Below are 13,161 nucleotides of genomic sequence, written 5' to 3' on the forward strand. Positions count from 1 at the left end.
TCACCCATCACTTTTAACATGTTTACTTACATCACCTTACATCACAATTTCTTATAAGAAATCTCATAATACCTCTCGCAATCACCTGTTCATTACGGTAATCTCCAATTCGCCTGCATAGAATTGTGCTAAAAACGCCCCGGTTCAGGAAAAAAACGTGCTCTGACACACATTTTCCCTTCAAGGCATTTGTCCCACAGATGTACGGCAGGTAGTCTCGCTTCGTTTGGCAATTTTAATAACGATTTAATCGTTAAGGACACCAAGGGATAACAACAATAATGGTCAAGTCTCAACCGTTTCTGAGATATATCACGCGGATAATTCCCGCGATTGGTGCAGCAATTATTCTCTCTGCATGTAGTGGTACACATTCTTCGAACACAGAAAACGCACAAACTGATATGCGTGCAGTAAATGGCAATGATGGCCTTCTACTGCAAGCCTCTCAGGATGAATTCGAAGCAATGGTTCGCAACGTCAACGTTAAATCCAAAATTATGGATCAGTACGCTGGCTGGAAAGGCGTTCGTTATCGGTTAGGCGGTGACAGCAAGCGTGGTATCGATTGCTCAGCGTTCGTACAGGTAACATTCCGCGAACAATTTGGTATGGATTTACCTCGTTCAACCTATGAACAGGAAGAGAAAGGCAAGAAAATCCAGCGCACGAAACTGCGTCCGGGTGATCTGGTTCTGTTCCGCGCGGGTTCTACAGGCCGTCACGTCGGTATTTATTTAGGTAACGATCAGTTTGTGCATGCATCCACCAGCAACGGTGTGATGATTTCCAATCTGAAAGAGTCCTACTGGAATGCACGTTATCGTGAAGCAAGACGAGTTTTAGCTAACGGTTAATGCCGTTACCTGATGATTTAGTTCTTGTTGTCCTATGCCAAGCGAATAAAAAAACGTCATCTTTGGATGGCGTTTTTTTATGCCTGTAATAAAGTGTATTAAATATCTATTGTTTTTTTTGACAACGTTATACTTTTATTCTTTCCGCGCAAAAGGGCAAAACATATGGGTTTAAAAACGGCGTTAGCACACACCGTATTGCCCAAGCATCTGTATTTAAAGAGAAGTCTGTTTTTTTCAGCCCTGTTTTTCATTTTATTTACTGCCGTCACCCTCACCGTGATTAAAGCTAACGCGCTGCGTGAACAACATCAAATCGCGCAGAGAACAGCAACATTCACGTCTGACTACCTGCGCCAGTTAACCGACACAATGCTCAGAATCGGGTTGCTTACGGCGGAACCCTGCCCTTCCATTGCAGGGGAATTAAACCGTGACGCCGCATTCAGCGTGGGCGTTCGTGATTTTCAACTGGTGCGTAATGGCATAGTTTTTTGTTCCTCGGCTTCCGGCAATCAACACGTTCCGGCAAACAGTGCCCTGCATGACATCGATTTTGATAAAAACATGAGTATCAGCTTGCAGATGGGAACGCCTGCCGTTCCGAACCGCGCGGTGATCCTTATATGGCAGCGTAATGCCGGGGCAGCGGATGATGGCGTGATAGCCACACTGGAACTGACACTTTCACCTTATATGCTTTTTGCGCAGCCAGGATCCGGCTACCGGGGTTTTGCACTCCTGGTGGGAGATAGCGCATTGATTTCTTCCATGGCGGGGCTGATCCCTGTCAGTGATTTGCCTCGCAGCCACTTTACTCAAGTCAACGTTGACCATTATCCTTTCAGTATTCGCCTCTATTCCCCTGTACTGACCCGCGATAATATTCTTTTTACGATCTCAGGCGGCCTGCTGCTTAGCCTGCTGGTGTGTGCACTGATTTATCACAGCTTGCTGAACCGCCATAACGTAGAGCGGGAGATCCTCCGCGGGTTGAAAAATAAAGAATTCTTTGTGGAATATCAGCCAGTTATCGACGCTAAAAGCCTGAAAGTGACCGGCGTTGAAGCCCTGCTGCGCTGGCAGCATCCGATTGAGGGACGCATTCCGCCCGATATTTTTATCAGCTACGCTGAAAATCAGGGGCTTATCGTCGAACTGACGCAACACATGATGGCACTGGTGGCGGCGGATGCTCATACCCTGCAGCACGTGTTTGCAGCTCCGGGTAAACTCAGTATCAATATTTCCCCTCACCACATGAATAAAATCAGCTTTCATGACGATGTGATGAATTTTATTGAAGCACTCCCTGAAAATGCTTTCCAGGTGATTTTCGAGATTACAGAACGCGGAATGATTGATACGCAAGGCGCATTACGGGAATTTAACTGGCTGCGCCGCCACAAGATTGAAATAGCCATTGATGATTTTGGTACCGGACATAGCGCACTGATTTATCTTGAGAAGTTTACGCTGGATTATCTGAAAATCGACCGCGGATTTGTCATGTCAATTGATCAGAAAACCCTTATCGCGCCAGTATTGGATACCGTTCTCCGGCTCACGGAAGAACTGAAGATCAAAACCGTGGCAGAAGGTGTCGAAACCCCGATGCAGGCTGAATATCTGCGTAACCACGGCGTGACCTATTTACAGGGATTCCTGTACAGCAAGTCGTTAGGTGTTGCGGAACTTGTGGCCTTTATACGTGATTTCAACGAGAAAGAAGCCACCTGGCAGATTTGACCTGCATCAGTCCTGCATCTTTTGTCCCATTTTTCTTTTAGGCGTCTGCATCCGGTTGTGATAAAAAGGCCAAAATCAGGGAAGAAAGCGAAAAGTAGTGGGTGACAAAATCATAGCTTTCAATTGATTACTCTCGAAATAGCCTGCGGTACTGCCGCATCATGCCGTCGTCGTCACAGGAGTGCATATTCAGGATGTTTTCTCGCGTTTTTGCCAGTGTGCTGTGCCTGCTGAGTCTCAGCGCACAAGCCGAAGTCATACAGGACAGCTACGCATTCGCCATATTAGGCGAACCCAAGTATGTCTCAAACTTCACCAGTTTTGACTACGTCAATCCTGCCGCCCCGAAAGGCGGTCAGATTACCCTGGCGGCTATTGGTACCTACGACAACTTTAACCGCTTCGCATCACGCGGTAATCCGGCGGTACGCAGCGGATCGCTTTACGACAGCCTGTTCACGACGTCAAGCGACGAAATCGGTAGCTATTATCCGCTGATTGCCGACTCAGCCCGTTATGACAGTCAGTACCGCTGGGTCGAAGTCGATATCAATCCGCGTGCACGTTTTAACGACAATACGCCAATTACCGCCAGCGACGTGGCCTTCAGCTTTCGCAAGTTCATGACCGAAGGCGTTCCGCAGTTTCGCGTGGTGTATAAAGGCGTGGAAGTGAAAGCTATTTCGCGCCTGACGGTGCGTATGGTGTTGCCGAAAGCGGATAAAGACATGATGCTCGGTCTGCTGGGCCTGCCTGTTCTGCCGCAGGCATTCTGGGAAAAACATAAATTCAATGAACCGCTGAGTACACCACCGCCGGGCAGCGGCCCTTACCGCATCAGCGATTACAAACTCGGACAGTACATTACCTATTCCCGCGTGCCGGATTACTGGGCTGCCAATTTGCCCGTTAACCGGGGCCGCTATAATTTCGATACCATCCGCTACGACTATTACCTCGACGACAACGTCGCGCTGGAGGCGTTTAAGTCAGGTGCATTCGATTTACGTATGGAAACTTCACCCAAAAAATGGGCATCACAATATCAGGGCGGTAATTTCAGTAAAAACTTTATCATTAAAGCTGATGTGATAAACCAGGCGGCACAGGATACGCGCTGGCTGGCATTCAATATTCATCGCCCGCAATTTGCAGACCGCAAGGTTCGCGAAGCCATCACACTGGCTTTTGATTTTGACTGGATGAACAAGGCGCTGTATTTCGGCGCATACCAGCGGGTGAACAGCTATTTTCAAAATACCGACTACGCGGCGAAAGATTATCCAAACTCTGCAGAGCTGGCCTGGCTTGGGCCGCTGAAAGATAAGATCCCCGCAGAGGTCTTCACCACGCTGTATCACCCCCCGCATTCTGACGGTTCCGGCAATGACCGGACGAATTTGCTCAAAGCCACCGCACTGCTGAAAGAAGCGGGCTGGGAAGTGAAAAACCAGGTGCTGGTAAACAGCAAAACCGGCAAGCCGTTTACTTTCGAACTGTTGTTGCCGGGGGGCGGGAACTCGCAATACGTCTTGCCGTTCCAGCATAATTTACAACGGCTGGGTATCAATATGTCTATCCGTGAAGTGGATAACTCACAGTTTGTACGCCGTATGCGCCAGCGTGATTACGATATGATCCCGACGGTTTACCCCGCCACGTCTTATCCGAGCAGTGATTTACAGATTTACTGGAACACCCAATATCTCGATTCGAGCTACAACAAATCAGGCGTCAGCGATCCGGCCATTGACCAGCTGACCGATGACATCGCCGCCAATCAGGGAAAACCCGACGCTTTATTGTCGCTGGGCCATGCGCTCGACCGGGTGCTGACATGGAATATGCTCATGATCCCGATGTGGTACACCAACCACGAGCGCTACGCATACTGGGATAAGTTCTCTATGCCAGCTGTCACCCCGTCCAACGGAATGGAACTTGATACATGGTGGTACGACGTTAACCGCGCAGCCCGTTTACCTGCGCAACGCCGCTGAGGAGCATATTGTGGCCGCCTATTTGTTAAGACGACTGCTTCTGGTGATCCCGACGTTGTGGGCAATCATCACGATTAACTTTTTTATTGTGCAGATTGCCCCCGGCGGCCCGGTTGATCAGGCCATTGCCACCATTGAGATGGGTCAATCCAGCGGTTTGCCGGGTGCCGGCGGTGGCAGCGGAAATGGCAAAGCGTCACCGGGCTTAGCGCAGTTTGGTGAGGGGCAGTACCGTGGTGCGCGTGGCCTGGACCCGGAAGTCATTGCCGAAATAACGCATCGGTTCGGCTTCGACAAACCCCTGCATGTGCGCTATTTCGAGATGTTATCCAATTATGTTCGCTTCAATTTCGGGGACAGTCTGTTTCGTGGCGCATCCGTTATGGGACTGGTGAAAAGTGCATTGCCCGTATCCGTTAGCCTCGGCCTGTGGAGCACACTGATCATCTATCTGGTGTCGATCCCGCTGGGTATCCGCAAAGCCGTGCGCAACGGCACGAAATTCGATACCTGGAGCAGTTCGTTCATCATCATCGGTTATGCCGTTCCTTCTTTTTTATTCGCAATCTTATTGATTGTGTTATTCACCGGCGGCAGCTATCTCGACTGGTTCCCGCTACGTGGCCTGACATCGCCGAATTTCGACACCTTACCCTGGTACGGTAAAGTGACCGATTATCTCTGGCACATCACCTTGCCGGTGCTGGCGACCGTGATTGGCGGGTTCGCAACCCTGACGATGCTGACCAAAAACGCGTTTATGGATGAAATCGAAAAACAATATGTGGTGACCGCCCGTGCGAAAGGGCTGAACGAAAAGCAAATTTTATACCGGCACGTTTTTCGTAATGCGATGCTGCTGGTGATCGCCGGTTTCCCGGCCACCTTTATCAGTATGTTTTTCACCGGTTCGTTGCTGATTGAAGTCATGTTTTCATTACAGGGGCTCGGAATGCTGGGCTACGATGCCATTGTGCAACGCGATTTTCCGGTCATATTCGGCACGTTGTACGTTTTCACCCTGATTGGTTTGCTGCTCAATATCGTCAGCGACATCACTTACACCCTGGTCGACCCGCGTATTGATTTTGAGGGCCGCCACTGATGAATATAAAACTCTTTAAGCTGGGCACCATCAGCCAGGCACGTTGGGCACGTTTCTGTCAGAACCGTCGCGGCTTCTGGTCACTGTGGATTTTCATGGTGATGCTGGTTCTGGTGCTGTTATCCAATGTGCTGGCGAATGACAAACCCCTGCTGGCGCGCTATCAGGGGCACTGGTATGTGCCCTTTATGGTCAGTTACAGCGAAACGACATTTGGCGGCGCGCTGGAAACGCCAGCCGATTATCAGGATCCGTTTGTTGTGCGCCAGATCGAAGATCACGGCTGGGCGCTTTGGGCACCGGTTCGCAGCAGTTATAGCTCCATTAATTTTTCCACTGCACAGCCCTTCCCTTCCCCGCCATCCGCGCAGAACTGGCTGGGCACCGACAGTAACGGGCACGATGTACTGGCGCAAATTCTCTACGGGCTGCGGATTTCGCTGTTCTTTGGCATTTTATTGACGATGATAACCTCCGTAATTGGCATTATGGTCGGTGCCACGCAGGGTTATTACGGCGGATTAATCGATTTGCTCGGGCAGCGCTTTATCGAAATATGGTCGAGCATTCCGACTCTGTTCCTGATTATTATTCTGGCCAGCGTGATTCAACCCAACTTTTGGTGGCTGCTGTTGATCACCGTGCTTTCCGGCTGGATGATGCTGGTCAGCGTGGTGCGTGCCGAATTCCTGCGCACCCGAAACTATGATTACGTCCGCGCTGCCCAGGCAATGGGCGTCAGCGACCGTGCCATCATGTGGCGTCACATGCTGCCTAATGCGATGGTCGCCACACTGACTTATTTGCCGTTTATTCTTTGCGGCTCGATCACCACGCTGACATCACTGGATTTCCTCGGTTTCGGCCTGCCGCTGGGCTCGCCATCTTTGGGCACATTGCTGATGGAAGGTAAGAATAACTTGCAGGCACCCTGGCTTGGGATCAGCGCTTTCGTGGTGCTGGCCGCGCTGCTGTCATTATTGATTTTCATTGGTGAAGCCGTTCGTGATGCCTTCAATCCGTCCGCACACCACAATGAGGTGCTCTGAAATGACAGACGCTGCGTTATCCGCCCCGTTACTGCAAATCAAAAACCTCAGCGTCGCCTTCCGTCAGGGAAAACAGCAACGTGAAGTCGTCAGTAGTGTGTCGCTCGATATCCGTGCCGGCGAAACGCTGGCGCTGGTCGGTGAATCCGGTTCAGGGAAAAGCGTAACGGCGCTGTCAGTATTGCGTCTGCTGCCCTCAGCGGCGGTTTATCCGCAGGGTGATATTCTGTTTGCCGGTCAGTCCTTGCTGCAAGCCAGTACCGGTACATTGCGCCAGATCCGCGGCAACCAGATTGCGATGATTTTTCAGGAACCGATGGTGTCGCTCAATCCGCTGCATACCATTGAAAAACAGCTGACCGAAGTGCTGACGCTGCACCGTAATCTCCGCGGTGACGCGGCGCGCACTGAAATATTGCGCTGTCTGGATCGGGTTGGTATCCGGCAGGCCGCCTCGCGCCTGCGGGATTTTCCGCACCAACTTTCCGGTGGTGAACGCCAGCGCGTGATGATTGCCATGGCGGTGCTGACAAGGCCGAAGCTGCTGATTGCCGATGAACCCACCACCGCGCTCGACGTGTCCGTGCAGGCACAAATTTTATCCCTGCTCGATGAACTTAAGCAGGAAATGGGGATGGCAATGCTGTTTATCACCCATAATCTGCGCATTGTGCGCCGTCTGGCGGACACCGTAGCGGTAATGCAAAACGGGCGTGTGGTTGAGCAACAGCCGCGAACCGCGCTGTTCAGTCAGCCTCAGCATTCTTATACACGCCAGCTGTTACAGGCCGAACCCCAGGGGCGTCCGCAGCCGCTGAAGGGCAATCCCCCTGTTCTGCTGGATGTGAAAAATCTGGATGTCGGCTTTCCCGTCAAACGCGGTCTGCTACGTCGCACGGTCGGCATCAAACACGCGGTAAATCAGATCAGTTTCCAGCTCCGTCGCGGAGAAAGTCTCGGTGTTGTGGGCGAATCCGGTTCGGGAAAAAGCACCACCGGGCTGGCATTGCTGCGTTTGCTCAAATCGCAAGGCGAAATATGGTTTGACGGCCAGCCGCTGCATGCCTTCTCACGCAAGAAAATGCTGCCGTTCAGAAGCCGGATTCAGGTGGTGTTTCAGGATCCTTTTTCTGCGTTAAATCCACGTTTTACCGTCGGGCAAATCATTGCTGAAGGTTTACGGGTACATCGCGCCGTCAGTGAACAGGAACGCGATACAGAAGTGATCCGCGCAATGCAGGAAGTCGGGCTGGATCCGCAATCCCGCTACCGTTACCCGACTGAGTTTTCCGGCGGCCAGCGTCAGCGTATCGCGATCGCCCGCGCATTAATTTTACAGCCGGAAATGCTGATACTTGATGAGCCCACTTCGTCGCTGGATAAATCGGTTCAGGCACAGATTCTGACCATTTTAAGTCAGTTACAACAACGCTATGGTCTGTCGTACCTGTTTATCAGCCATGATTTACACGTGGTGCGGGCTTTATGCCATCAGTTGATGGTTTTGCGAAACGGAGAAGTTATTGAGCAGGGAGAATGTGAACAGATTTTTACTGCACCGCAAGAGGCTTACACCCGCACATTGCTGGCCGCATCAGAGGCTTTCGATATCCAGCCCTGACTCGCGGGGGGAAGACGCCGGAATGCATTATGATGCCGGCGTGTCAAAAAGGATAAAGTGCAGTCACAGATTCTGCGATGGCTGCGCCGATATTTTTCAGGCAACAGAGCGTTGCACTTTCATCTTCCCGATGAACGAATAAACAAGGCTCACCGTCAATTTCTACAATCGCCGCTTTAACCTGTATATCTTCCAAAGCCTCGGTCAGCTGATGCATCACCTGCCAGGCGAATTCACCTTCATGACTGAGTAATTTAAGGCCGATCAGATTGTTATCTTCATCATTACCAGGCAGCGGAATCGGTTCAACTTTAATCCCCGTAAAACCTGATAACCAGCGATAACTTTGCGGCAAACGATGTACTACCGAAAGTTGGATATTATTCACGTGGTTCCCCAGACAATGATTCATGCAAATCATTTACATCATGTTTTTACAAAATAGCTACAACAGCACTGTTTAAGTTATAGCCGACAGGCGGCACTTTGCCCACTCAACGCCCAAATAATTAACATTAAATTAACGTTATTGGATACAAAATGACAAACTGTCGTTATTTTTATCTCTGCTCCCGGACATACTGAGATGCAGATCTCATTTTGGCTTATTTGTAACCTTTTCCGCCTTTATTCACAACCATTTTAATCATTTGATGCTACTTTCCGTTACTTATTTATTTACATTTAATATACAAATCAGGCAGTCAATACCTTCATCTTTATGCAATAACTTCATATACATCAAAAGTATAGAAAAATAAGAACGACCAAACGTAACGAGGCGATGGTTAATTTCACTTTGAAATGAACCAGATGGTTACATTTTTTAGCGTCGCGCATCATACGTTAAAATCTGGATCTAATGTTAATTAATCAGCACAATTTGTTTGCACAAATCCCTCTTCTCTGGCTTATCATCCGCACCGTTATAAATGGTATACCCTACCGGGACCGACATCAGCAGAACTTAACCCGCTGATAAATCTCGTGTTACGCAAATTATAATAAAAACCAGATAAGCGAACTCCCTGCCTTTTGGCAAAAACCCATTCCCAGCGAGAAAGAGATGGAAAACGATCCTTCAATCATTGGAAGTAACACCACCGAAAATGGAACCGGTTTCAGTCGTCGAGAACTTCTAAAAGGTCTGACATCAGCCATGGTGGCAACGACCCTGCTCGGCTTCCCGTTCCTGAGCCAGGCGGAGAAAGAAACCGCCACACAGGATCCGGTCATCTTCGGCCAGTTCTATCTGGTCTCACAGGCCATCACTGAGCACAGGAATATCAGCGAGGGTTCTTCTGCGCAGATTTTCAACGCTTTTTACCGCTCACAACCTGACTTCCCTGCGCAGGTCAGCAAGTTACATGCGCTGGTGAAACCGGGCCAGGCGGCAAAAGATTTGCAGGAAGTGGCGAAACAGAATGGCCTTGGTGAACTGGTGACCCGCATCGTTACCGCCTGGTACACTGGCACGGTTGGACATGGAACCGATTCCATTTTGATTGCCTATAAAGACGCGCTGATGTATCGCCCGGTCAGTGACGGCCTGGTTGTGCCTACATACTGCGGTAACGGTCCGCTGTACTTCACCGCAGCGCCTCCTGCCGCAGCCATGCCGGAATCCATGAATGCAGATCGTTTTACCCATCCTTCTGAAACAAACGTTGTGAGCAAAGCCTGATGAAAAAACCAGAATTTACGGCAGACGGCGATGCGTCTGCTGATGTGATTGTTGTCGGTTCCGGCATCGTAGGCGGCATGATTGCCGATCAGCTGGTCAGCCAGGGATATTCTGTTCTGGTACTGGAAGCGGGTTTGCGCATTGAACGTGCTCAGGCCGTTGAAAACTGGCGCAATATGCCCTTTGAAAACCGGGCCGGTTCTGATTTCCAGGGGCTTTATCCGCAGTCGGAAAAAGCGCCCGCGCCACTGTATTTCCCGGAAAATAATTACGTCCATCTGACCGGGCCAAGCGCCAGCAGTTTCAAACAGGGTTATCTGCGCACTGTTGGTGGCACCACCTGGCACTGGGCCGCGTCCTGCTGGCGTCATGTTCCCAACGATTTCAAAATGAAAACCTTGTACGGCGTGGGTCGTGACTGGCCAATTTCTTATGATGAACTTGAACCTTATTACTGCCGCGCTGAAGAAGAGATTGGCGTTGCCGGCCCGAATGACCCCGAGTTGCAGTCACCGTCTGAGCGCAGCAAACCCTATCCGATGGAGCAGGTGCCTTACGGTTACGGCGATACCCGTTTTGCTGAAATCGTGAATCCGCACGGTTACCGCTCCGTGCCTATTCCGCAAGGTCGCAGCACCCGCCCGTGGAATGGCCGTCCGACGTGTTGTGGTAATAATAACTGTCAGCCGATTTGCCCGATTGGTGCAATGTATAACGGAATTGCGCACGTCGAACGCGCTGAGAACAAAGGTGCCGTGGTTCTGGCTGAAGCGGTGGTCTACAAAATTGACACCGATGAAAACAACAATGTGACGGCTGTTCACTGGCTGGATAATCAGAAGAAATCGCATAAAGCGACCGGTAAAGTCTTCGCGCTGGCCTGTAATGGTATCGAGACACCGCGCCTGTTGCTGATGGCCGCCAACGAAAAAAACCCGAACGGTATTGCTAATTCGTCTGATCATGTGGGTCGTAACATGATGGATCACTCCGGTTTCCACTGTACCTTTATCGCCAAAGAGCCGCTGTGGATTGGTCGTGGCCCGGCGCAGAGCAGTTGTCTGGTAGGGCCGCGTGACGGCGATTTCCGCAAAGATTATTCCGCCAACAAAATGATCCTCAACAATATCAGCCGTGTGATCCCGGCAACGTCCAAAGCGTTGCAGATGGGGCTGGTGGGTAAAGAGCTGGATGAAGAGATTCGCCGTCGTGCGATTTTCGGCGTAGATCTTTCCATCAGCCTTGAGCCGTTACCGGATCCGGATAACCGCCTGACACTCAGCACCACACGTAAAGATCCCCACGGTTTACCTTGCCCGGACATTCATTACGATGTCGGGGATTACGTGCGTAAAGGCGCAGAAGCCGCTCATAAACAACTCGAGCATATCGGTTCCCTGTTTATGGCCGAAGAATTTAATATCACTACCAGCCTGAATGCTAATAACCACATTATGGGCGGCACCATCATGGGCAGTGATCCGAAGGATTCCGTGGTGAACGGCAACTGTCGTACACATGACCACGCTAACCTGTGGTTACCGGGCGGCGGTGCGATCCCGTCTTCCAGTGTGGTAAACAGTACGCTGACCATGGCTGCGCTGGGTCTTAAAGCCGCCGATGACATGGCGAAAAAACTGGCAGGTGCCGCATGAAGACACTTCTCACCGTCTGCCTGCTGAGCGCCGCCTCCGCAGGCTTTACCGCCTGCGCCACGGCAGATGAAACCCAGGCTGCGCTGATCCGTCAGGGCCAGGAAGTGGCCACAGCAGCTGACTGTCAGGCCTGTCACACTGCGCCGGAAGGGGGAAAACCTTTTGCCGGTGGTTATGAAATCCACTCACCGATGGGCACGATTTATACCACCAACATTACGCCATCGAAGCAGTTCGGTATCGGCAACTATACTGAAGAACAGTTCGTCCGCGCAGTGCGTGAAGGCGTTCGTCCTGATGGTGCCAATCTTTATCCGGCCATGCCTTATACCTCTTACAGCCATATGAGCGATGCCGACATGCACGCGCTGTATGTTTACTTCCTGCAAGGGGTAAAGCCGGTCGAGCAACCGAATGTTGAAACCGCCCTGCCGTTCCCGTTCAGCATGCGTATTGCCATGGCGGGCTGGAACATGATTTATCTCGACAGCACGCCGTTTAAGCCGGATACATCGAAAAGTGAGCAATGGAACCGCGGTGCGTATCTGGTCAACGGTGCCGGTCACTGCGATACCTGTCATACGCCACGTAACCTGATGATGGGTTCTGTGACCGATCAACCGCTGGCAGGCGGCATGGTCGGCCCGTGGTATGCCCCCAATATCAGTTCGGATCCGGTCAGCGGTATTGGCAACTGGTCGCAGGCTCAGCTGGTGGAATACCTGAAAACCGGCCGCACCGCCGGGAAAAACCAGGCTGCGGGCGGTATGGCAGAAGCCGTTCAGAACAGCCTGCAATACATGTCGGACAGCGACCTGAACGCGATCGCCTTCTACCTGAAAAACAGCACGCCGGTTCGCGACCCGCGTGATACGCAGGCGGCGGACACCTTCGGTAAACCGGTGAATGTGGAAGAAGGTTTACGCGGCGCACATCCGTTTAATGCGAATAAAACCATCGACAACGGCGCAGCGTTGTTCAGTGGTTATTGCGCCAGTTGTCATCAGCCGGATGGCTCAGGCAGTGAAAATCAGGCTTATCCGTCGCTGTTCAATAATACCGCGACCGGCATGGGCAATGCGTCGAACCTGATTTCAGCCATCCTTTACGGCGTGGATCGTCAGGTCGGTGACCACCATGTGCTGATGCCGAAATTTGGCGTGGGTTCGTATGTCGGTCAGCTCGATGATCAGCAGATTGCTGACATCTCCAACTACGTGCTAAAGAACTACGGTAACGCAGCCATTCAGGTCAGTGCGCACGATGTCGCGGTGTTACGCGCCGGCGGCCCGGTCACATTGCTGGCAAAACTACAGCCGTTCATGGCGCCGGCGATGGTGGCCGGGGTGATTGTACTGCTGGTGCTGATTTTCTGGCTCGGCCGGAAACGCAAAACGAAAGTGGCGTAATCCGCAGACTGAAACGCAAAACGGCCCAAAAG

Annotated in this window: 10 protein-coding genes; 9 read left to right on the forward strand and 1 reads right to left on the reverse strand. The window is 51.3% G+C overall.

Annotated elements, in window-relative coordinates; genetic code table 11:
* Window positions 1-281: 281 nt before the first annotated feature.
* The 6 genes from mepS (at window position 282) to yejF (ending at window position 8,381) form a co-directional block, all read left to right on the forward strand.
* Window positions 282-857, forward strand: coding sequence for a bifunctional murein DD-endopeptidase/murein LD-carboxypeptidase (gene mepS, locus ACOZIO_RS06770; protein ID WP_013574652.1), 576 nt, complete (start codon window positions 282-284; stop codon window positions 855-857).
* Between the two features lie 165 nt (window positions 858-1,022).
* Window positions 1,023-2,606, forward strand: coding sequence for a cyclic di-GMP phosphodiesterase (locus ACOZIO_RS06775; RefSeq protein ID WP_240783458.1), 1,584 nt, complete (start codon window positions 1,023-1,025; stop codon window positions 2,604-2,606).
* 194 nt (window positions 2,607-2,800) lie between these two features.
* Window positions 2,801-4,606 (forward strand): extracellular solute-binding protein, encoded by a 1,806-nt coding sequence (locus tag ACOZIO_RS06780; RefSeq protein WP_129952385.1) that lies wholly within the window; start codon window positions 2,801-2,803, stop codon window positions 4,604-4,606.
* Window positions 4,607-4,616: 10 nt separating this feature from the next.
* Window positions 4,617-5,711 (forward strand): microcin C ABC transporter permease YejB, encoded by a 1,095-nt coding sequence (gene yejB / locus ACOZIO_RS06785; RefSeq protein WP_129952384.1) that lies wholly within the window; start codon window positions 4,617-4,619, stop codon window positions 5,709-5,711.
* Window positions 5,711-6,760, forward strand: coding sequence for an ABC transporter permease (locus tag ACOZIO_RS06790; RefSeq protein ID WP_165383709.1), 1,050 nt, complete (start codon window positions 5,711-5,713; stop codon window positions 6,758-6,760). Before yejB ends, ACOZIO_RS06790 begins: the two co-directional genes overlap by 1 nt.
* Window position 6,761: 1 nt before the next feature.
* Window positions 6,762-8,381 carry a microcin C ABC transporter ATP-binding protein YejF gene (gene yejF, locus ACOZIO_RS06795; RefSeq protein WP_129952383.1) on the forward strand — a complete coding sequence of 540 codons (1,620 nt, stop codon included), beginning with the start codon at window positions 6,762-6,764 and terminating at the stop codon, window positions 8,379-8,381.
* Window positions 8,382-8,424: 43 nt separating this feature from the next.
* Here yejF and ACOZIO_RS06800 read toward each other — a convergent pair whose 3' ends face one another.
* On the reverse strand, window positions 8,425-8,769 hold the full coding sequence (locus ACOZIO_RS06800) for a YejG family protein (protein ID WP_129952382.1): 345 nt from the start codon (window positions 8,767-8,769) through the stop codon (window positions 8,425-8,427).
* Between the two features lie 678 nt (window positions 8,770-9,447).
* Between ACOZIO_RS06800 and ACOZIO_RS06805 the strand changes: the two genes are divergently transcribed.
* Genes ACOZIO_RS06805 through ACOZIO_RS06815 form a run of 3 tightly spaced genes read left to right on the forward strand, consistent with a single transcriptional unit; the run spans window position 9,448 to window position 13,129 of the window.
* Window positions 9,448-10,065: a sorbitol dehydrogenase family protein gene (locus ACOZIO_RS06805; protein ID WP_421595121.1), complete on the forward strand. Its 618-nt coding sequence runs from the start codon at window positions 9,448-9,450 to the stop codon at window positions 10,063-10,065.
* Entirely contained in the window at window positions 10,065-11,720 is a 1,656-nt protein-coding gene (locus tag ACOZIO_RS06810; protein ID WP_129952380.1) for a GMC family oxidoreductase, read from the forward strand. The genes ACOZIO_RS06805 and ACOZIO_RS06810 overlap by 1 nt, the downstream gene beginning before the upstream one ends.
* Window positions 11,717-13,129, forward strand: a complete 1,413-nt coding sequence (locus ACOZIO_RS06815; RefSeq protein ID WP_129991265.1) for a c-type cytochrome — start codon at window positions 11,717-11,719, stop codon at window positions 13,127-13,129. The genes ACOZIO_RS06810 and ACOZIO_RS06815 overlap by 4 nt, the downstream gene beginning before the upstream one ends.
* Window positions 13,130-13,161 lie beyond the last annotated feature (32 nt).

Source organism: Rahnella sp. PD4 (assembly GCF_049199325.1).
GTDB classification, from domain to species: Bacteria; Pseudomonadota; Gammaproteobacteria; order Enterobacterales; family Enterobacteriaceae; genus Rahnella; species Rahnella perminowiae.

What these genes read in the sequence shown, in the direction of transcription:
- ACOZIO_RS06790 (WP_165383709.1), top strand. Translation starts at nt 5,711, where the DNA reads ATGAATATAAAACTCTTTAAGCTGGGCACCATCAGCCAGGCACGTTGG.
- ACOZIO_RS06815 (WP_129991265.1), top strand. Translation starts at nt 11,717, where the DNA reads ATGAAGACACTTCTCACCGTCTGCCTGCTGAGCGCCGCCTCCGCAGGC.
- mepS (WP_013574652.1), top strand. Translation starts at nt 282, where the DNA reads ATGGTCAAGTCTCAACCGTTTCTGAGATATATCACGCGGATAATTCCC.
- ACOZIO_RS06780 (WP_129952385.1), top strand. Translation starts at nt 2,801, where the DNA reads ATGTTTTCTCGCGTTTTTGCCAGTGTGCTGTGCCTGCTGAGTCTCAGC.
- ACOZIO_RS06775 (WP_240783458.1), top strand. Translation starts at nt 1,023, where the DNA reads ATGGGTTTAAAAACGGCGTTAGCACACACCGTATTGCCCAAGCATCTG.
- ACOZIO_RS06810 (WP_129952380.1), top strand. Translation starts at nt 10,065, where the DNA reads ATGAAAAAACCAGAATTTACGGCAGACGGCGATGCGTCTGCTGATGTG.
- ACOZIO_RS06805 (WP_421595121.1), top strand. Translation starts at nt 9,448, where the DNA reads ATGGAAAACGATCCTTCAATCATTGGAAGTAACACCACCGAAAATGGA.
- yejF (WP_129952383.1), top strand. Translation starts at nt 6,762, where the DNA reads ATGACAGACGCTGCGTTATCCGCCCCGTTACTGCAAATCAAAAACCTC.